The sequence below is a fragment of the Bacillus sp. FSL W8-0770 genome (assembly GCF_038008705.1).
In the GTDB taxonomy this organism is placed as follows: Bacteria; Bacillota; Bacilli; order Bacillales; family Bacillaceae_G; genus Bacillus_A; species Bacillus_A cereus.
In genome coordinates, this window is record NZ_JBBOZR010000001.1 from 352,973 (window position 1) to 372,741 (window position 19,769).

Here is a 19,769-nt window from a genome sequence, read left to right on the forward strand (position 1 = left end):
TGTTCTAGTTGTTTGTTTAGTTTTTAATATAAGTGCAGAGTAAGGTTTTTAAGTATTTAAAAATAAATAATTGACTTTTTTCTTAAAATTCAATATGTTCATAAAAACATCTGTTTTTCATAAGTATAATTAACCCGAATCGTTTGTAATGTGGGAAGGAGACTGGAACGTTGAAAACATTAGAACTACAAGAGCGCTTAACGGAGATTTTTCAGCATTTACACGAAAACCCTGAAGTAAGTTGGAAAGAATATGAAACGACAGCGTATATTACTGACTTTTTAAAAGAAGAAGGAATTTCATATAGAACATTTGATGATTGTCCAGGTGTAATTGCTGAGATTGGAGGCGGGAATCCAGTTATTGCGATTCGTGCTGATATGGATGCACTTTGGCAAGAAGTAAATGGAGAATTTAAAGCGAACCATTCATGTGGCCATGATGCTCATATGACCATTGTAATGGGACTTATTTTACAATTGAAAAATATGAGATGGAAAAGTGGTACGGTTAGATTTATTTTTCAGCCGGCAGAAGAGAAGGGTAATGGTGCTTTGAAGATGGTGGAGAAAGGTGCTGTAGATGATGCTGATTTCTTATTTGGCGTCCATCTAAGACCAATTGAAGAACTATCTTTGAAACAAGCAGCCTCATCTATTCGCCATGGAGCAGCAGGATTTTTAGAGGGTATGATTCATGGGGAGGATGCACACGGGGCAAGACCACACCAAGGTGTGAATGCGATTGATGTCATTTCCATGATTAATGTCGGTTTGAAAAATATTTGGCTGCCACCGCAAAGTTCTTATTCAGTAAAAATGACGAGATGCCAAGCTGGTGGTGATAATTTAAATATTATTCCGGGAAATGGTCATTTCAGTTTAGATGTAAGAGCAGAGAGTAATATACTATTAGAAGAATTAAAGAAAAAGATTGAGCATGTAATAGAATCAGCTGCATCGATGGGGTCGAAAACTTCATACGAATGGATGGATCTTGCACCAGGAGCAGAGGTTTCCGAAGAAGCAGAGCGCTTTATGCGTAAAGGTATTCTCGAAGTGTATGGGGAAGAGAGATGCACAGGGCCTCTCTATACGACAGGAAGCGATGATTTCCATTACTATACAGTGAAAAGACCACATTTAAAAGCTGTCATGCTTGGACTAGGAGCAGACCTACAACCTGGATTACACCATCCGTATATGAGATTTGATCATAGTTGTATTATGGATGGGGTAGAAATATTGAAACAAACTGTATTGAAAGTGTTAGAAGACAGGGGCTAAAGAGCTCCTGTTTTTTTGTCGTGAATTGTCGGTAAATCGATATATTGAGAAAATCGTTAATATATTTGAAGTTATGATAGATATATTGAGAAAATCGTTGATATATTTGAAGTTACGATAGATATATTAAGAAAATCGTTAATATAATTTCACGTACCTATTAATTTGATGAAAAATGAGCCTCCAGTACATGGTGTATAATAATAAGTACCATTTTTTAATAGGAGAAAACGAATGAACGAACAATATTACGATGCAGTTTTACATATAAAAACAGTCGGTGAGCAAAAAGGGTTTAACAAGTCTATGCATTATCACCGCTATGAACCGACGCCGTATAGCGGGTTAGATGAGTTATTGAATCAATATGAAATACGAAGTAGCGACCGAATTGTAGACTTTGGGTGCGGAAAAGGGCGATTAAACTTTTATATGCATCATAAATGTGGGGCTTCAGCAGTTGGAATTGAAATGAATGAAGAATTTTATAAAGAAGCGATGGATAATCGAGATCGTTATGCCCGAAAGGCACGAAACAGTAAGGGGAAAATTCAATTCCAATGTTGTTTAGCGCAGGAATATAAGATTGATCCACATGATAATAGGTTTTATTTCTTTAATCCGTTTTCTGTGCAAGTGTTTATGAATGTAGTAAATAACATTTTGCTTTCAGTAGAAAATACGGGGAGAGAAGTGGATATTATTTTATATTATCCTTCTGAGGACTATATTTTCTTCTTAGAAAATCAGACTGCGTTTGAGCTGAAGAAAGAAGTTAGATTGCCAGGTGCTTATGAGAAGAATGGGAATGAGAGGTTTTTAGTTTATACATTAGGGTAATAAAAAAACAGGTGCCAAGGCACCTGTTTTTTATTAGTTACGGATTAAGTAATCAAATGCACCTAAAGCTGCGTTTGCACCTGAACCCATAGAGATGATGATTTGTTTGTACGGATTATTTGTACAGTCACCTGCAGCAAACACTCCTGGTACGTTTGTAGCGCCGTGCTTGTCTGTTACGATTTCACCGCGAACGCGTTCAACTGTTTCGCCTAACCAGTCTGTGTTTGGCACAAGACCGATTTGTACGAATACACCTTGTAATTCAACGTGATGAACTTCTTCAGTTTCACGATCGATGTAAGAAATACCGTTTACTTTATCAGTACCAGTGATTTCTTTCGTTTGAACGTTTTTCAGAACAGTTACGTTTGGTAAGCTGTTAAGACGCTCTTGTAATACAGCATCAGCTTTTAATTCTGGCATGAATTCAAGAACAGTTACGTGCTTAACGATACCTGCTAAGTCGATAGCTGCTTCAATACCAGAGTTACCTCCGCCGATAACTGCTACGTCTTTTCCAGTGAATAATGGACCGTCACAGTGTGGGCAATATGCTACACCTTTATTTTTGAACTCAGCTTCACCTGGTACGCCAACATTACGCCAGCGAGCACCTGTAGAAACGATTACGCTCTTACTTTTCAGAATAGCGCCGTTTTCAAGTTCCACTTCAATAAGTTCTTTTTTCTCTAAACGTTTCGCACGTTGTAGATTCATTACATCGATGTCGTATTCTTTTACGTGTTCTTCAAGGCTTGCTACTAGCTTAGGACCTTCAGTCTTTTTTACGCTGATGAAGTTCTCAATGCCCATAGTATCCATTACTTGACCACCGAAGCGCTCAGCAACGATACCAGTGCGGATGCCTTTACGTGCTGCGTAAATTGCTGCACTTGCACCAGCAGGGCCCCCACCAACAACAAGAACATCGTATGGATCTTTATCAGAAAGCTCTGATGCATCTGGACCGTTACCCATTTTAGCTAAAATTTCTTCAAGTGTCATACGACCGCTTCCGAAAGATTCGCCGTTTAGGTAAACAGTTGGTACTGCCATGATGTCTTTGCTTTCTACTTCCTCTTTGAATGCAGCGCCATCAATCATAGTATGTGTAATACCAGGGTTAAGAACGCTCATTACGTTAAGAGCTTGTACAACATCAGGACAGTTATGACAACTTAGGCTGATATAAGATTCAAAATGATATTCGCCTTGAATGTTTTTAATTTGATCGATTAATTTTTGTTCAACTTTTGGAGCGCGTCCACTTACTTGTAGTAAAGCTAACACTAATGATGTAAATTCGTGTCCTAATGGAATACCAGCGAATACGACACCAGTGTCTTCACCAGGGCGGTTTACGCTAAAGCTTGGTGTTCTCTCTAATTCAACTTTTTCTACTGTAATCTTAGATGACATAGTAGCTAATTCGTCTACTAGAGCTAACATATCTTTAGATACGTTATCGTCTCCCGCGCTTACCTTAAGTAAAATATCGTTCTCCATTAATTGAAGGTATTGGGATAGTTGTGTTTTTATATCTGCATCTAGTATCATTTTGATCGAACTCCTTAGATTTTGCCTACAAGGTCAAGGCTTGGTTTAAGTGTTGCAGAACCCTCTTGCCATTTAGCTGGGCAAACTTCACCTGGGTTGTTACGTACGTATTGAGCAGCTTTAATTTTGTTAACAAGAATGCTTGCGTCACGGCCGATACCGTCAGCATTGATTTCCATAGATTGGATAACGCCGTCTGGATCGATGATGAATGTACCACGAGCAGCAAGACCTTCTTCTTCCATTAAAACGTTGAAGTTTGTAGTGATTGTGCGAGTTGGGTCACCAATCATGATGTACTCGATTTTGCCGATAGTTTCTGAGCTATCATGCCATGCTTTGTGAGTGAAGTGAGTGTCTGTAGATACAGAGTATACTTCAACGCCTAAGTCTTTTAGAGTTGCGTATTGGTTTTGTAAGTCTTCAAGTTCAGTTGGGCAAACGAATGTGAAGTCAGCTGGGTAGAAACAAACTACACTCCATTTTCCTTTTAAACTTTCGTCAGTAACTTGGATAAATTCTCCATTATGGTAAGCATTAGCTTTAAACGGTTTTACTTCTGTGCCGATTAATAACATATTAAAATTCCTCCTAAATGTTGGTTTTGAGCATCAAAAAATAGTGTGCTCATAAAATATATTTTTTAATTAACTATAATAATTCTAATTCGATATTAATTATCATATAGAAGTGGTTATTTTGTCAAGAGAATAAACCAACTTTATACCGATTTAATTAATATTTATTCTCAATTAAGGCTAACAGGGAATGGAAAGGTAACTTTAAGTTTATAAATTTTCAATGATTGTTTGAAAGAGTAGTGTGTATGTTAGAGATATGGTGTAAGTGTAAATTCTTAGGAAGGAAATATTTCTTAGAAGTTATGTATTTGAAAAGGAACTGCTTATTTCTATTTTACAAAGAATTGTGCGATAAATAAAATAAAATGAATCGAAATCTTTTTGAACAATTTTTGTCATCTCAAATATATAATTAGGAAGTATATTACGCTGATAGTTAGAAATATTGACTCAAAGTGCTAACGAGATATAATAAAACCTAGATATACCTTTCAAAAAGAAGAATACATATTTATAGGATGAAAAAATTCAACCTATTATTTTTTATAGCTTTTAGAAAACGCTTACAATTGGTGTGGAGGGGAAACCATGTCTAAGTTCACAAATTATTTTTTAATGGAAGCTAGCGATGTGATTGCATATGTGAAAGAGAAATTATCTAAGTTTGAACATGCAAAGGGGCTAAAGTGTAAAGAAATAGGTGATGGCAATTTAAATTATGTGTTCCGCGTTTGGGATGAAAAAGAGAACATCTCTGTCATCGTAAAGCAAGCTGGGGATACAGCTCGCATTTCAGATGAGTTTAAGTTGTCGACGAATCGTATTCGCATAGAATCAGATGTTTTGCAGTTAGAGGATGAGTTAGCACCTGGACTTGTTCCTAAGGTGTATTTATTTGATAGTGTGATGAACTGTTGCGTAATGGAAGATTTATCGGATCACACAATATTACGTACAGCACTTATAAATCATCAAATATTTCCGCAGCTTGCTGACGACTTAACTACTTTTATGGTAAATACACTTTTATTAACATCTGATGTTGTAATGAATCATAAAGAGAAGAAGGAACTTGTGAAGAATTATATAAATCCTGAATTATGTGAGATTACAGAGGACCTCGTATATTCAGAACCATTTACAAATCATAATAAGCGTAATGAGTTATTTCCTTTAAATGAGGGATGGATTAGGGAGCATATTTATAGTGATAAAGAGCTTCGTATGGAAGTAGCGAAACGTAAATTTTCTTTTATGACGAATGCACAGGCATTGCTTCATGGTGATTTACATACTGGTTCTGTTTTTGTAAGAGATGATTCTACAAAGGTTATTGATCCTGAGTTTGCTTTTTATGGACCTATGGGATATGACGTTGGGAATGTAATGGCGAATTTAATGTTTGCTTGGGTGAATGCAGATGCAACGATGCCACCTGGAGCTGAGAAAGATACGTATATGGATTGGTTACAAACTACGATGGTAGAGGTAATTGATTTATTTAAGAAGAAGTTTTTAGATGCTTGGGATATTCATGTGACCGAGATTATGGCGAAGGAAGAAGGCTTTAACGAAGTATATTTACAATCTGTATTAGAGGATACAGCTGCAGTGACAGGTCTTGAATTAATCCGCCGTATTGTTGGATTAGCGAAAGTAAAAGATATTACTTGTATTGAGAATGAGGAAGCACGTGCTAGAGCGGAGCGAATTTGTCTTAAAGTAGCGAAGAGTTTTATTTTACGAGCGAATCAATATAGAACAGGTACAAGTTTTGTAGAAACGTTAAAAGAACAGTCAATGCACTACGCGGAGTAAGGGGAGAATATGATGGAAGAGCAATTAATACCAATTCAGTGGAAAGATGATGCTTTAGTTTTGTTAGATCAAACGTTATTACCGAATGAAATTGTCTATGAATCATTTAAAACAGCTGAAAGTGTGTGGAATGCCATTCAAGTAATGAAAGTACGAGGTGCACCAGCGATTGGTGTTTCAGCAGCTTATGGAGTGTATTTAGGGGTAAAGGAATTTGCTGAAAGTACGGAAGAAGGATTTATGGATGAAGTAAGAAAGGTATGTACATACTTGGCGACATCAAGACCGACTGCAGTAAATTTATTTTGGGCACTTGAAAGAATGGAAAGTGTAGCGGCAGATAATATTCATTTATCAATCTTACAGTTGAAAGATAGATTACTAGAAGAGGCAAAAGAAATTCATAGAGAAGATGAAGAAATTAACCGTCAAATTGGAGAACATGCATTAACATTATTCCGTGATGGAATGGGAGTATTAACACATTGTAATGCTGGTGCGTTAGCGACGACTAAGTATGGTACTGCGACGGCTCCAATGTACTTAGCAAAAGAAAAAGGATGGGACTTAAAAATCTTTTCGGATGAAACACGTCCAAGATTACAAGGGTCAACGTTAACGGCATTAGAACTACAGCGAGCGGGAATTGATGTTACTGTCATTACGGATAATATGGCAGCTATGGTCATGTCACAAGGGAAGATTGACGCCGTAATTGTTGGATGCGACCGTGTGGCAGCGAACGGTGATATAGCAAATAAAATTGGAACATTAGGCGTATCTATTTTAGCGAAATACTACAACATTCCGTTTTATGTAGCAGCGCCAACGCCGACAATCGACTTGAAAACACCGACAGGAAAAGAAATTCCCATCGAGGAAAGAGATGCTTCTGAAGTGATTAATCGCTTCGGACAATATTCTGCTCCGAAAGAAAGTAAAGTATATAATCCAGCATTTGATGTTACTCCACATGAAAATGTAACAGCGATTATTACAGAAAAAGGGATTGTAAAGGCACCGTTTACGGAGAATTTAAAAAAGCTATTTCAATAAATAGATAAATATAAAAGTCAGTCATCATAAGCTTCATACTTAGGGGGATGTATATGTTATTACAAAAAGAAAGAGAAGAAATTGTAGCGTATGGAAAGAAAATGATTTCTAGTGGTTTAACAAAGGGAACGGGCGGTAATATTAGTATCTTTAATCGTGAACAAGGTCTTGTTGCGATTAGCCCAAGTGGTTTAGAGTATTATGAAACAAAGCCTGAAGATGTGGTTATATTAAACTTAGGTGGTGAAGTAGTAGAAGGAGAGAGAAAACCATCAAGTGAATTAGATATGCACCTTATTTACTATAGGAAGCGTGAAGATATAAATGCGCTTGTGCATACACATTCTCCTTACGCGAAGACGATTGCGTCATTAGGATGGGAGCTTCCGGCTGTGTCATATTTAATTGCTTTTGCAGGTCCGAATGTGCGCTGTGCACCGTATGAAACATTTGGTACGAAGCAATTAGCAGAGGCTGCTTTTGAAGGCATGATTGATCGCCGTGCTGTTTTACTTGCGAATCACGGTTTAATTGCAGGTGCAAATAATATAAAAATGGCATTTACTGTTGCGGAAGAAATTGAGTTTTGTGCACAAATTTATTATCAAACGAAAAGCGTCGGAGAACCGAAGTTATTGCCAGAAGATGAGATGGAGAATTTGGCGAAGAAGTTTGAAGGATATGGGCAGCAGTAGAATGAAACAAAGACACCCTCAAGAAAAAATCTTGAGGGTGTCTTTTAAGCTTTTTTAAGCAACAAATACATAAAGTAAGGAGCCCCAATTAAAGCAACGACAATACCTGCTGGAATGCCATTAGGATCAACGATATTTCTTCCAATTGTATCTGCTAATAATAATAGCCATCCGCCGATTAAAAGGGCGATAGGCATGAAGATTTGATGTCTTGGACCTACTAAAGATTTCGCGATATGAGGAGCCATTAATCCGATAAAGCTAATTCCTCCTGTTACGGAAACAGCTGCAGCTGCAAGAGCAACAGCTGCAACTAATAAGTACCTACGTTCTTTTTCAATTTCAATTCCAACACCGATTGCGACTGGTTCGTTTAATGCTAAAATGTTTAATCGATTTGCTTTATAGAAAACAAACGGAATTAATACGATTAGCCATGGGAGCATTGCTAAAACGAATATCCAGTCATCTCCCCAAATATTTCCGGCAATCCATTTTGAAATAAAGTCTACTTTCATACGATCTGCGGATGAGATAAGGACAATCATCGTTCCAGATAGTGCAAATGCAAAACCGATACCGGTTAATGTTAATCGGATTGGCTGAAGTCCAGTTGATTTACTATATGAAAATACGTAAATTAGAACAGCTGTCAGAAATGCTCCGATAAATCCAACTACAGGTAGTAAGTAGAGAAATGAACCTACATCTATTGGAAAGTATAAAAAGAAAATAGCAACAGCAACACCGGCCCCAGAGTTAATACCAAGAATACCAGGTTCAGCTAAATCATTTCGAGTAATTCCTTGAAGAATAGCTCCTGATAAAGCGAGAGCCATACCAGCTAATAATGTAATGACAATTCTAGGTAGCCTTAAAGAGTATAAAACAAACTCCTCTTTAAACGTCCCTTGCCCCATTAATGTTGGGAGTAGTCGATCATAAGATAAAGATGCTGAACCAAGTCCCATTCCAACTACAATGGTTGTGATGATTACTATAAGTAAAGTGAGTATAATGAGACGCTGTTTTCTTAAAATAGATTGCATCATGAGAATGTTTTTCCTCCTTTACGTACAATGAATAGGAAGAATGGTAACCCTACAATCGCGACAATTGCTGCAACTGGTGTTTCGTATGGAGCGTTAATAGTACGTCCGATTGTATCTGCAAGTAGCATAAAGGAAGCTCCAGCAATTGCTGACATCGGTATAACAAATCGGTAATCTGGACCGACAATTGGGCGTACCATGTGAGGTACCATTAAGCCGATAAATGCCATATTTCCGACAAGAGCTACAGACGCACCAGCAAGTAATATAATAATGATAAATAGAATGGTTTTAATAACAATAATTTTTTGACCTAGTCCAATAGCAACTTCTTCACTGAAGCTAAGAACTGTCAATTTTTTTGCTAGTAAGATAGCGATAAAGATACTAATTGAAATGACTGGAATAATAATTTTTAATTGGCCCCAAGTTGTTCCAATTACGCCCCCAGCAGTCCAAAGTGATACCTCTTGTGAAATTTTAAAGTAAATGCCGACTCCTTCTGAAATTGCGAGTAGAAATGCTGAAACGGCAGCACCGGCTAATACAATTCGAAGAGGGGACAGCCCGCCTTTTTTCACCATACCAATTCCAAATACCATAATCGCACCGATTGCAGCACCGATAAAGCAAGCTAATGTTAAGTAAAGATAGCTGATGGAAGGGTTGAAAGCAAGTGTCAGTGCAAGTGCAGCATTTGCTCCACCAGATAGCCCTAGTAATCCAGGATCTGCAAGCGGATTTCGTGTTAATCCTTGCATAATTGCTCCAGAAACAGCAAGTCCAGCTCCTACAAAAATTGCAGCTACTTCACGTGGTAAACGAATTTCTCGAATAATAGATATTTTGTCCCCTTTAGCAGAGGAAGTGAGCGCTAACCATACATCTTTTATTGAAGTATCGGCAGCCCCTAATACCATTGCCACCATAAAAATAAGAAAGAATGCAATTATGCTCAAAATTAGTTTGTATGTAAAAGCTATAGAACGTGGATTGTCGTGATCTTTTGTCATTCGTTTCACATCTTTTCTGTTCATAGAATAAAGGAAGAGGAATTCTTAATTTAAGAATTCCTCATGTTTGTATTATTTACCAAGAAAGCTCTTCTTGAAGAAGTCTAGTTGGAAATCTAATGTAAGTGGATCATTGAAATAGAATTCCATCATGTTTGCTTCATATACGCGATTATTTTTTACTGCTGGGATGTTTTTATATGATTCTGTCTCTTGGAATGAGTTATCAGTATCTTTATTTTTACTTACGATTAAGTAATCACCAGCAAATTCAGGTAATACCTCAGTAGATAATGCGTAGTAACCTTCTTTTAATGCTTTTTCTTTTACTTTTTCAGGCATTTTTAATTTCATTTCTTGGTACAGAATTTCTGTTCCGCGGCCCCAGTTCTCGCCGTATACATAAAGCTGTTTGTTGAAGTTTTCTACAACAGAAACTGTAGCATCTTCACCGATTTTTGCTTTAATTTCTTTACCAGCTTCTTGTGCACGTTTCTTGAAGTCATCAACCCAAGTTTTTGCTTCTTTTTCTTTGTTTAATAACTTACCGATTTCTAAATGCTGTGTTAAGTAATCAACTTTTCCGTAAGTGTATGTTACAGTAGGCGCGATTTTCTTTAACTTATCGACATTTTTAATATTTGATAAACCGATGATTAAATCTGGATTTAGTTCAGCGATTTTTTCAACATTTTCATCTGATACTTCAGCAACATCTTTAAGTTTGCTATCAAAACGTGGGTTTTGTTTAGACCATGAATCTACCCCAACAAGATTTACACCTAATGACATTACGTTACCAGCGAATGATGATAATACAACAACGCGTTTTGGATTTGCAGGAACTTCTACTTTACCATTTTCAGATTGGTATGTAATTGTTTCTGATTTGCTACCTTTTGCATCGTCCTTTTTGTCTGTAGAGCTATTGCTACAAGCGCTCATAACAAGAACGAAAAGGACTGTTAGTGAAATAAATAACTTTTTCATTGTCTTTCTCCTTTAACATAGATGATATGTGTATACAATAATTTGTTTAACTGTAATCTTTTTGAAATAGTAGTGGTAATGCAAAATAATTTATTAAAAATCTTGAATATGAGATTTTATAATATAGTAATAACCATATTAATGAAAGAAGATGTAATCTCAAATTTGCTAATTATTAACAAAATGATAATGATTATCACTATTGATTCTTTAAATAATATAATTTTATATAGGTGTATTGTCAATAGTAATTTTGATTGTAAATTTTGCGGAAACAGGTTATATTTTATTGAGAATGATAATCAATGATTAATAGCTGAGGAGTGAGCACGAATGAATCGAGAAGAATTGTTTGATGTAACCGTGATAGGCGGAGGACCTGCAGGGCTTTATTCAGCTTTTTATAGTGGACTCAGAGAAATGAAAACGAAAATAATAGAATTTCAACCACATTTAGGTGGAAAAATACATGTGTATCCGGAAAAGATGATTTGGGATGTAGGAGGACTATTGCCAGTTACAGGTGATAAGTTAATTGAACAACTTGTACAGCAAGGGTTAACATTTAAGCCAGAAGTTGTATTAGATACAAAAGTAGAATCGATTATTCGTAATCAAGATGGTACTTTTACATTAAAAACAAGTACTGGCGAAGAACACTTTTCAAAAACAGTTATCGTCGCAACAGGAAGTGGTATATTGAAACCGCAAAAGTTATCTATTGAAGGTGCTGAGCGATTTGAAGTATCGAATTTAAATTATACAGTTAAATCTTTAAAGCGTTTCAAAGGTAAAACAGTTATTATTTCCGGTGGAGGCAATTCTGCTGTTGATTGGGCAAATGAATTGGAACCAATTGCGAAAAAAGTGTATGTAACGTATAGAAAAGAAGAATTATCTGGTCATGAAGCACAAGTAAAACAACTTATGAACAGCTCGGCGGAGTGTTTCTTTAATACATCGATTACAAAATTAATTGCTGGTGATAATCATGAAGCAATCGAATATGTAGAATTAACAAATCATGAAACAGGTGAGGTTTCTCATTTACCTATTGATGAAGTTATTATTAATCATGGATATGAACGCGACATTACATTATTAGAAAATAGTGAGTTAGACGTTGCAATTATAGATAATTATTATATTGCAGGTAATGCAAATAGTGAGTCTTCAGTAGATGGATTATATGCTGCTGGAGATATTTTAAAGCACGAAGGGAAACTACACTTAATTGCAGGTGCATTCCAAGATGCGGGAAATGCTGTGAATAAAGCAAAACAATTTATCCAACCAGATGCAAGTGAGTATGGAATGGTTTCTTCTCATAATGAAGTATTTAAGAAGAGAAATCGCGAACTGATTAAGCAGATGATGAAATAATAAGGAACAAGTATACCCCCACGTATTTCTCTATTCAAATGGATGAGAGATGTACGTGGGGGTTTTCCTGTTTACTATATTTTCTATCATTATAATGACACCGGTTTCATCAGTTCATATGATATGAACATTTTATTGGTAAAGCATCCTAGAAAACAATTTAGCTATGTTTTGCTTACGCAGAACATGGCTAAATTACGCTGTCCCTTTAGCGCGTTCATTAGGAAATGGCATATTTAGTATAGAAGCAATATACTGTTTTCCATGCATTCGAGCTAATGATTCTAATATTTGGCGAACACGTTTTGTAAGATGACCTTGTTTTTTGATGGCTTCACAATATGCGTCATAGAAGGCATATTTAGCCCAAAGGAAATCATCTTGTTGGAATAAGAAGTGATTTTTGTACCATTCACCAATTGTATGATAACAATTGTTTTCATGTATTGCTGTGCTTTGAGAAAGAAAACGATCAGATAAAGATACATTCAAATGAGAAATTGTGTTTTCTGTTTCAACTTGTAGTGTTTTTTCTAACATTGTAATGATGTGACGAGTAGCCATATGTTAACTCTCCTTTGTGTAAATGGGTAATACCATTCTATATTTAAAAAATTCTTACTATATAATACTATACAATATATGGAATGCATCTACCTGCTTTTTGAACTGCATTTACAAAATCTTTTTTATTTGTTTACAAAAATAAAGTAAGATACAGTATAGATGAAAAAATAATAAAGGAATGAACGCATTGTATATAACAGTAGAAGAGACTGCGGAGTATTTGAATTTACCAAAATCGTATATTGAAGAGTTAATTCAGCAAAAGAAAATTCGTGCGCTATTCGATGGAGAGCAATATTTAGTAAATAAAGAACAATTTAATACACATTTAGAACAAATGGAGAAATATAAGCAATTAGTGGAAGAAATATTGAACGAACCAATTCCAGAAGATATGGATGTTAAAGACGAAGATTAAACTATGGAAAATCCCTTATGAAGATATGCAGAAATGTATATTCATAAGGGATTTTTTGTTTGAAGATATCAAAAACATAAGGAGTTCTTAGCCTTTCTTCAAATTTTGATAGGTAGTAGTCTACCATGTTAAAAGCATATTTTTTTCTAGCTAGGACAAACATAGAGAACGTAACCTGTACAGATACATATACTATCAGTGCAAAAGCTTATAAATTAATGGAAGGGGTTTTCTCGTGAGTTTATTTCATTGTGATTTTCTGAAAGACTTAATTGGATCTTTTGTGAGAGTAAACAGGGGTGGTCCAGAATCTCAAAAAGGGACAATAGTCGCTGTATGTTCGGATTACTTTGTATTAAAGAATGAAAAAGGAGAGCTCTATTACTATCAGATTCGTCATCTGAAAAGTATTACAAAAAATGCGAAAGATTGTAAAGCAGATGATTGCAGATGGTTGGAATGTGAATGTGAAGATGACTTTGAAAAGTTACTTCAAAGCTTCAAATATTGCTGGGTGAAAATTAATCGTGGTGGCCCAGAGAAAGTTGAAGGTATTTTACAAGATGTTTCTTGTGAATTTGTGACACTAATTGTAAAAGAAGAAGTTATATTAGTTGCAGTATCTCATATTAAGAGTGTAACAGTACCTTGTAGAGAGAGCGAAGAAAGCGAAAGTGAAAGTGAAAGTGAAAGTGAAAGTAATAATTCAGGTCGAGCTCGCGCACAAAGACAGTCAAGAAGAGGAAGATAATAAGAAAGGAGGATATAAATTTGGAAAGTATATTATGCTGTGAACAAATTAAAGGCTTAGTCGGTGAGACTGTAAAAGTAAATCTTCGTGGACCAGAGAGTCGAGTGGGGGTACTTGTATCGTTAGGAAGAGATTACCTTACATTACAACTTCCTCTTGGTGAATTAGTATATTACCAATTGAAACATGTGAAAAGTCTAGTTAAGAAAGTGAAAGAAAGTAAATGTGGCGATGGCTATGTTTCATGTTTCTGCTCTGATGATGATACTTTTGTCGATGTATTACGTGACTTGAAGTATAAGTGGGTAAAGATTAATCGTGGCGGCCCAGAGTGTGTAGAAGGCTTATTAAGTGAAGTGCATGAAGAATGTATTACGCTAGTAAACGGTGATGAAGTTATTTATATCATTAATTATCATATTAAGAGTGTGAGTCAAGTAGTGAAATGTAAAAAGAATGAAGATGAATAATGTTTAATAAATAAGAGGGGCATTATGAGGGAAAGAGAAGAACAATTTCTTATTTCGATAGTATGAAAAGGAATTACTTACTATTAAGACAGAACATTGCCCTGATTATTTTTTTGAAACGGAAGATTGGAAAGCTGAAATTCATAGGAAGGAGGATATAGATGAATGAGTTAAACAAAAGTATTGGGGAAAATATATATGTTAAATTAATCGGTGAAAAAAGGTTTAAAGGTATATTAATAGACGTAGGAAATGACATTATTGTTCTTTACAATGGACAAGACTATGTATATATATCTTTATATCATGTACAATACTATAAATTTTTAAGACCACATGACGAAGACATACTAAAACCAGATGTTGATTCTGTAATTAAGAGGGAATCCCCTTCAATTTCTTTGAGAAAAGTATTAAGTACTTCTAAAGGGATTTTTACAGAAGTTTATGTAGCAGGAAATGCTCCAATACATGGTTATGTTACAAGTGTGATGAACGACTATATTGTTTTTTATAGTCCGGTTTATAAAACGGTATATATATCTTTAAAGCATTTAAAATGGTTAATTCCGTATAAAGAAAACCAAGTACCGTATGCCCTCAATAAAAATGAACTCCCCGTAAATCCGTTAAATATTACATTAGCTAGAACATTTGAAGAACAGCTTATTAAAATGACTGGGAAAATTATGGTGTTTGATTTAGGTGAGGAGTCCAATAAAATTGGAAAAATGGCGAAAATTGATGAAGGTCATATTGAAATATCAAAAGCACGTGATGCAAAAATGTATGTGAATATTCAACATGTAAAATCCGTCCATTGTCCGTAGATTAGTTGGAAGGGCTGACTTTTTCTTTTATATGCAGAAGAAAAGGTCGAGCCTATTTGTTTTAGTTTAATTTGAAGATGAGGGGAAAAATGAATTGAATATAAACATAGTATAGTGTGATTTTTTAAAAGGTAACTTTGCACTAACTTATAAAAATTGTGTACGAGCTATCTTTTTATGTATTCAATTTATTTTTTGAGGAGGAGTTGCTCAACTAATTTATTAAAGGGGTTTTGTTCGTGGAGCAGTTTCCGAATTCGTTATCAATTACATTGCTTGGTAGTGCTGGTGGAGCAGCAAAAGCAGTTTTAGCAATTTTAAATCAAGCGATAGCAAATGAAAAAGATCCAATTTATGAAGTATTAAAGAATGCCAAATTTCATTTAGTGGATATAAAACAAAAAGATAGGACTTATTATGATGAGTTGTTTTCGAATTTGAAAGGTCAATTATATTTATATGAGATAAACCTTCAAAATGTAGTGGAATTTAAAAAACATTTAAAAGAAAAAAGTACGAGTGTTGTGATTGATGTTTCAGGGGCAGATACAGTTAGAGTATTAAGCTGCTGTAATGAATTAGGAATTTGTTATATTAATTCAGCCTTGGAAAATGAAGCAGTAGATCAGGACGACAGCTTAATCGGCTTTCAGCTTACGGAAAGATATACAAGGTTTGAGAAGGAGAAAGAGAAATTTACAAATACAAAAGCGATTATAGGTTCAGGTATGAATCCAGGTGTTGTTCAATGGATGGTTGTTGAGCTTATGAAGGAACGACCAAATGAAAGGCCAAGAGCATGTTATATTGTAGAACATGACACGTCGTTTTTGCATGATACAGCACTTATAAAGCCACATACACTTTATGCTTCATGGGCAGTAGAGCGATTTTTAGATGAAGCAATCTGGAGTTATCCGATGTATATGAGTCATCATCGGCCTCTTTACTTTTATGAAGATGTATATGCTTCAGAGTATAAAGTGAAGTTAGGAGAAAAAGAATTCTATGGTTGTTTAATGCCACATGAGGAAGTATTAATTTTAGGGAAAAACTTCAATATGGAAGTTGGTTTTCTTTACCGAATTAATGAGTATACAACAAATATAATTAGACAGAACTTAGATCAAGTAGAAGATTTATGGAACTGGAATCGTAAAGTGTTTAATCCAGCGGAAGAAGAGGTTGCTGGAGAGGACTTGGTCGGTGTGTTACTCGTTTATGAAAATAGTGAGACATATATGTATAATGTAATGAATAGTAGCCAAGTTTTTCGTAAATATAAAACGAATGCAACGTATTTTCAGGTAGGTTGTGGAATTTATGCGGGCTTGTCTAGTTTACTTTTAGATCAATTTGAACAAGGTGCTTATTACGTCGAGGAGTTGTTATTAAATACAGAAAGTAAGTACGGTGAGTATTTAAATTTATATATGAAGGATTTTGTAATAGGGCATAATAATTTTACTGATGGATTGTTACATGATAGGGTAAGGTGGATATAAGTTGTTACTAAAAGGAAGGAGAGATCTCCTTCCTTTTAGTATTATAAGGTTAAATATTGCCCTGAAAGCAATTTCATACTTATACTTTAAGGAGATAACAATGAAAGTTTTTTGTATCGATCAAGGGGAGTTTTTATATGAACAAATACAAGAGCTTGATTTATGAAGAAAGAAGAGCCTTAAAGGTATTTATATTATTATTTTATATTATATTCTTTTTATATGACGCTATATATTATTTTGTATATCCTGCTATGAATATTAGTGGAACAGCGGTAGGGTGGCCAGAAGGTAGTCTTGGGATAGGTGTGCCTATATTTGTAATAGCATTATTTCCTATTTCTATATATCTTCAAAAAAGAGGGTATGTATATTCTGTAAAATATTTATTTTTATTTGGATACATGTTTATCAATCTTGTTAATAATTTAATGATTTATTTGCGAACGGATAGACCTTTTGAACATGGTAGTATGGTAGAAATGTTGTTAATTTTATTTGCCCCAGTTTTCGTGAATAGAAAATACTTTTATTTAGTTTCCTTTAGTGTAATTGGAAAGTACGTATTTTTCACATTGCTATTACAAGATTTAAAAGTGATAATTCCACTTGTTTTATGTGTATTTTATTTCATTATTTCACATTCTTTATTAAAACGATTTCAATCTTATGTAAGAACAGTGGTTGAAATGATGAACAATATGAAAGAGACGGAAAATTTAGCTGTGATTGGGACTATGTCTACAACAATTGCCCATGAAATTCGAAATCCACTAACAGCGTTAAAAGGGTTTACGCAAATGCAAAAAGAAAGAAATCCAACTGATACGATGAGCTACGACATTATGCTACAAGAAATTGAAAGGGTTAATGGATTTGTTAGTGAATTGATGTTGTTAGGGAAACCAAAGCCAACAAATTATGAAAGGTGTAATATACGAGACACCCTTCTATATGTTGTGCATCTAATGGAAAGTTATGCAACGCAATATAGAGTTAAATGTAATTTACAAGTAGATGGAAATCTACCGGCTATAAACGGTGATGATAAGCAATTAAAACAAGTGTTATTAAATATCATTAAAAATGGAATAGAATCAATGCCAGAGGGTGGAGAAATTCATATCCGTGCATATCAAAAAACGCAAGGACATTTGTGTATTTCTGTTGAAGACCAAGGATGTGGTATAGAGAATGAGAAGTTAGAAAAAATCGGCAAGGCGTTTTACACAACAAAGGAGAATGGTACAGGACTTGGATTAATGATTACATATAAAATTATTAAGGAACATCAAGGGAGTATCACGATCCAAAGTAGTCTAGGAGTAGGAACGAAAGTAGAAATTTTTCTGCCGACCGTTTAATGTATTTGAGAAAAGATTTTTCAGAAAAGTGTTCTTGTTGTGTAAATATAAACATTTTATAAAATGTTTCAAGAAGGGTTTTTTTTATAAAATACTTCGTTTATAATGGAGGAAAATATCGACATGAGATTGATTGCTCATGTAACGGTTCAGTAGTGTTATGAAAAGATAAGAAGGGGTGCACGCGCATCCTTTTTTCTATGCAGATATTATGAAAGAGGTGGTATGATGGAATTAACATTAAATTCGACTGTATGTTTACACACGATTCAATTTCGAAAAGAGCAAAAGAATTATACTGTAAAAGACACAATTACAGGAGAAAAATATGAAATGCCGCCACTTTGGATTGATGCATTGGCAATGATGCGTGACGGTTTTTTATTGGGGGAAATTGAGGAGAAATTAAAAGAAGAGTATCCATCCGAAGAAGTGAATATGTTAGCATTCACGAAGCAACTGTTAGAACTAGAACTTGTTGAAATGGTAGATGGGGAAGAAATAGCTTGTACAAAGAAGAAAGAGAAGGATTATTTAGCTTGGTTACGTCCTCATGTTGAGCAATTCTTTCTTAATTTAAATAAAAAAAATAGAAGCAAAGGTCAATGATGATCTTTGCTTTTTTGTATAGTTTGTTTAAAAAATTACAGCAAATGCTCTTGCAAAAGCACCGTCGCTATCTTTAATTTTTAAAGGTGCTGCTGAGAAGAAGAAACGTTTCGTGTGAATGGCATCTAAGTTTGTTAAGTTTTCGATTAAATAAATATTATTCCCAAGTAGTATGTGATGAATTGGTGATGTTTCTGTCGTTACCTCATCAGGAGAAATAAAATCTAAACCGACAGATTTTACTTTTAATTGTACTAGTTCCTCGGCTAATTCTTCAGAAAGATAAAAAGCTTCTTTCTCATACGCCTCCGTGTTCCATTTAGTAGATAGATTGGAATGGAGAATAACAATATCTCCTTCTTTTATATCAGCATCGTGCAGTACTTCTTTAGGTAGTTTTCGTTCTTGTACATGAGTTACATCAATAAGAACAGCTTCACCTACAAATTGATCCAGCGGTAATTGATCGATGGTCGTTGCGCCTGAAATAAAATGCGCAGGAGCATCACAATGCGTGCCAACATGAACGACAGAATGAAAATCTGTAACTTGATAGCCTGATTCTTCAACACTTGTAACAGCTTCTAGTTGTATTTTAGGTGTTCCAGGAAATTGAGACATATTATTTTCAAATGTTTGTGATAAATCAATTACTTTCATTTTACATACCTCCAATATATGTTTTTCAAATAATAAAAAGCTCATCCTTCAGTATCAAGAAAGATGAGCTTTACATGCTAGTTGAGTTTTATCTTCCAAAATGCAATGCATTTTGCAGGAATTAGCACCTATTCAGTTCGTATAAACTGAGGTTGCCGGGCTTCAAAGGGCCAGTCCCTCTGCCTCTCTTGATAAAGAAGTATTCAGTTTCGGAATCTTAATTTTCTGATAGTTAAATTGTAATTCATTTCCTTTTTATGTGCAATACAAAATAGGTATTCACCCAAATAAAGCTGCTCGCATATTGTAGCTTATGTAAAT

The 19,769-nt window shown here is 34.9% G+C and carries 20 protein-coding genes and 1 riboswitch; of the genes, 13 read left to right on the forward strand and 7 right to left on the reverse strand.

Annotation, left to right across the window (positions count from 1 at the left end; genetic code table 11):
* Positions 1 to 170: 170 nt before the first annotated feature.
* Positions 171 to 1,286 carry a M20 peptidase aminoacylase family protein gene (locus NST27_RS01910; protein WP_000853518.1) on the forward strand — a complete coding sequence of 372 codons (1,116 nt, stop codon included), beginning with the start codon at positions 171 to 173 and terminating at the stop codon, positions 1,284 to 1,286.
* 234 nt (positions 1,287 to 1,520) lie between these two features.
* Complete coding sequence (locus NST27_RS01915; protein ID WP_001005631.1) at positions 1,521 to 2,126, forward strand: SAM-dependent methyltransferase; 606 nt, start codon at positions 1,521 to 1,523, stop codon at positions 2,124 to 2,126.
* Between the two features lie 33 nt (positions 2,127 to 2,159).
* Here the strand turns inward: NST27_RS01915 and ahpF are convergent, their stop codons facing one another.
* Positions 2,160 to 3,686, reverse strand: a complete 1,527-nt coding sequence (ahpF, locus tag NST27_RS01920) for an alkyl hydroperoxide reductase subunit F (protein WP_000599501.1) — start codon at positions 3,684 to 3,686, stop codon at positions 2,160 to 2,162.
* A gap of 14 nt (positions 3,687 to 3,700) precedes the next feature.
* Positions 3,701 to 4,264, reverse strand: a complete 564-nt coding sequence (gene ahpC, locus NST27_RS01925) for an alkyl hydroperoxide reductase subunit C (RefSeq protein ID WP_000924420.1) — start codon at positions 4,262 to 4,264, stop codon at positions 3,701 to 3,703.
* 591 nt (positions 4,265 to 4,855) lie between these two features.
* Here ahpC and mtnK point away from each other — a divergent pair.
* Genes mtnK through NST27_RS01940 form a run of 3 tightly spaced genes read left to right on the forward strand, consistent with a single transcriptional unit; the run spans position 4,856 to position 7,836 of the window.
* Positions 4,856 to 6,085 carry an S-methyl-5-thioribose kinase gene (gene mtnK, locus NST27_RS01930; protein WP_000033274.1) on the forward strand — a complete coding sequence of 410 codons (1,230 nt, stop codon included), beginning with the start codon at positions 4,856 to 4,858 and terminating at the stop codon, positions 6,083 to 6,085.
* A 9-nt stretch (positions 6,086 to 6,094) separates the two neighbouring features.
* Complete coding sequence (mtnA, locus tag NST27_RS01935) at positions 6,095 to 7,141, forward strand: S-methyl-5-thioribose-1-phosphate isomerase (RefSeq protein WP_001986279.1); 1,047 nt, start codon at positions 6,095 to 6,097, stop codon at positions 7,139 to 7,141.
* A 53-nt stretch (positions 7,142 to 7,194) separates the two neighbouring features.
* Positions 7,195 to 7,836, forward strand: a complete 642-nt coding sequence (locus NST27_RS01940) for an L-fuculose-phosphate aldolase (RefSeq protein ID WP_000926564.1) — start codon at positions 7,195 to 7,197, stop codon at positions 7,834 to 7,836.
* Positions 7,837 to 7,880: 44 nt separating this feature from the next.
* Here the strand turns inward: NST27_RS01940 and NST27_RS01945 are convergent, their stop codons facing one another.
* From NST27_RS01945 to NST27_RS01955, 3 genes are read right to left on the reverse strand one after another with little or no spacing between them, the layout of a single operon-like run.
* Positions 7,881 to 8,888, reverse strand: a complete 1,008-nt coding sequence (locus NST27_RS01945; protein ID WP_000983759.1) for a FecCD family ABC transporter permease — start codon at positions 8,886 to 8,888, stop codon at positions 7,881 to 7,883.
* On the reverse strand, positions 8,885 to 9,925 hold the full coding sequence (locus tag NST27_RS01950; RefSeq protein WP_001986097.1) for a FecCD family ABC transporter permease: 1,041 nt from the start codon (positions 9,923 to 9,925) through the stop codon (positions 8,885 to 8,887). Before NST27_RS01950 ends, NST27_RS01945 begins: the two co-directional genes overlap by 4 nt.
* A 48-nt stretch (positions 9,926 to 9,973) precedes the next feature.
* Entirely contained in the window at positions 9,974 to 10,891 is a 918-nt protein-coding gene (locus NST27_RS01955) for an iron-hydroxamate ABC transporter substrate-binding protein (RefSeq protein WP_000732594.1), read from the reverse strand.
* Between the two features lie 333 nt (positions 10,892 to 11,224).
* Here NST27_RS01955 and NST27_RS01960 point away from each other — a divergent pair, with 333 nt between their 5' ends.
* Positions 11,225 to 12,274: an NAD(P)/FAD-dependent oxidoreductase gene (locus tag NST27_RS01960; RefSeq protein WP_001078268.1), complete on the forward strand. Its 1,050-nt coding sequence runs from the start codon at positions 11,225 to 11,227 to the stop codon at positions 12,272 to 12,274.
* 195 nt (positions 12,275 to 12,469) lie between these two features.
* Here the strand turns inward: NST27_RS01960 and NST27_RS01965 are convergent, their stop codons facing one another.
* Entirely contained in the window at positions 12,470 to 12,838 is a 369-nt protein-coding gene (locus NST27_RS01965) for a hypothetical protein (protein WP_000235475.1), read from the reverse strand.
* 181 nt (positions 12,839 to 13,019) lie between these two features.
* On the opposite strand from NST27_RS01965, the gene NST27_RS01970 reads away from it, so the two are divergent.
* The 7 genes from NST27_RS01970 (at position 13,020) to NST27_RS02000 (ending at position 18,788) form a co-directional block, all read left to right on the forward strand.
* Positions 13,020 to 13,259: a helix-turn-helix domain-containing protein gene (locus NST27_RS01970; RefSeq protein ID WP_001998970.1), complete on the forward strand. Its 240-nt coding sequence runs from the start codon at positions 13,020 to 13,022 to the stop codon at positions 13,257 to 13,259.
* A 235-nt stretch (positions 13,260 to 13,494) separates the two neighbouring features.
* Entirely contained in the window at positions 13,495 to 14,010 is a 516-nt protein-coding gene (locus NST27_RS01975) for a hypothetical protein (RefSeq protein ID WP_000051532.1), read from the forward strand.
* Between the two features lie 20 nt (positions 14,011 to 14,030).
* Entirely contained in the window at positions 14,031 to 14,480 is a 450-nt protein-coding gene (locus tag NST27_RS01980) for a hypothetical protein (RefSeq protein WP_000443836.1), read from the forward strand.
* Between the two features lie 161 nt (positions 14,481 to 14,641).
* Positions 14,642 to 15,310: a hypothetical protein gene (locus NST27_RS01985; RefSeq protein WP_001004268.1), complete on the forward strand. Its 669-nt coding sequence runs from the start codon at positions 14,642 to 14,644 to the stop codon at positions 15,308 to 15,310.
* A 239-nt stretch (positions 15,311 to 15,549) separates the two neighbouring features.
* Complete coding sequence (locus NST27_RS01990) at positions 15,550 to 16,815, forward strand: hypothetical protein (RefSeq protein WP_000434718.1); 1,266 nt, start codon at positions 15,550 to 15,552, stop codon at positions 16,813 to 16,815.
* Positions 16,816 to 16,952: 137 nt separating this feature from the next.
* Positions 16,953 to 18,179, forward strand: a complete 1,227-nt coding sequence (locus NST27_RS01995; protein WP_001046106.1) for an ATP-binding protein — start codon at positions 16,953 to 16,955, stop codon at positions 18,177 to 18,179.
* Positions 18,180 to 18,407: 228 nt separating this feature from the next.
* Positions 18,408 to 18,788, forward strand: coding sequence for a hypothetical protein (locus NST27_RS02000; protein ID WP_000424119.1), 381 nt, complete (start codon positions 18,408 to 18,410; stop codon positions 18,786 to 18,788).
* A gap of 27 nt (positions 18,789 to 18,815) precedes the next feature.
* On the opposite strand, the gene NST27_RS02005 is transcribed toward NST27_RS02000, so the two are convergent.
* Positions 18,816 to 19,448, reverse strand: coding sequence for a cyclase family protein (locus NST27_RS02005; RefSeq protein WP_047385544.1), 633 nt, complete (start codon positions 19,446 to 19,448; stop codon positions 18,816 to 18,818).
* A gap of 85 nt (positions 19,449 to 19,533) precedes the next feature.
* Positions 19,534 to 19,646, reverse strand: a riboswitch (SAM riboswitch).
* Positions 19,647 to 19,769: the final 123 nt, after the last annotated feature.

Bases quoted from the DNA above. Each gene is read 5' to 3' on its own strand.
- NST27_RS02005 (WP_047385544.1), bottom strand. From the start codon at position 19,448: ATGAAAGTAATTGATTTATCACAAACATTTGAAAATAATATGTCTCAA.
- NST27_RS02000 (WP_000424119.1), top strand. From the start codon at position 18,408: ATGGAATTAACATTAAATTCGACTGTATGTTTACACACGATTCAATTT.
- NST27_RS01995 (WP_001046106.1), top strand. From the start codon at position 16,953: ATGAACAAATACAAGAGCTTGATTTATGAAGAAAGAAGAGCCTTAAAG.
- NST27_RS01985 (WP_001004268.1), top strand. From the start codon at position 14,642: ATGAATGAGTTAAACAAAAGTATTGGGGAAAATATATATGTTAAATTA.
- NST27_RS01940 (WP_000926564.1), top strand. From the start codon at position 7,195: ATGTTATTACAAAAAGAAAGAGAAGAAATTGTAGCGTATGGAAAGAAA.
- NST27_RS01945 (WP_000983759.1), bottom strand. From the start codon at position 8,888: ATGATGCAATCTATTTTAAGAAAACAGCGTCTCATTATACTCACTTTA.
- mtnK (WP_000033274.1), top strand. From the start codon at position 4,856: ATGTCTAAGTTCACAAATTATTTTTTAATGGAAGCTAGCGATGTGATT.
- NST27_RS01970 (WP_001998970.1), top strand. From the start codon at position 13,020: ATGAACGCATTGTATATAACAGTAGAAGAGACTGCGGAGTATTTGAAT.
- ahpF (WP_000599501.1), bottom strand. From the start codon at position 3,686: ATGATACTAGATGCAGATATAAAAACACAACTATCCCAATACCTTCAA.
- NST27_RS01955 (WP_000732594.1), bottom strand. From the start codon at position 10,891: ATGAAAAAGTTATTTATTTCACTAACAGTCCTTTTCGTTCTTGTTATG.
- NST27_RS01960 (WP_001078268.1), top strand. From the start codon at position 11,225: ATGAATCGAGAAGAATTGTTTGATGTAACCGTGATAGGCGGAGGACCT.
- NST27_RS01915 (WP_001005631.1), top strand. From the start codon at position 1,521: ATGAACGAACAATATTACGATGCAGTTTTACATATAAAAACAGTCGGT.
- ahpC (WP_000924420.1), bottom strand. From the start codon at position 4,264: ATGTTATTAATCGGCACAGAAGTAAAACCGTTTAAAGCTAATGCTTAC.
- NST27_RS01950 (WP_001986097.1), bottom strand. From the start codon at position 9,925: ATGAACAGAAAAGATGTGAAACGAATGACAAAAGATCACGACAATCCA.
- NST27_RS01965 (WP_000235475.1), bottom strand. From the start codon at position 12,838: ATGGCTACTCGTCACATCATTACAATGTTAGAAAAAACACTACAAGTT.
- mtnA (WP_001986279.1), top strand. From the start codon at position 6,095: ATGATGGAAGAGCAATTAATACCAATTCAGTGGAAAGATGATGCTTTA.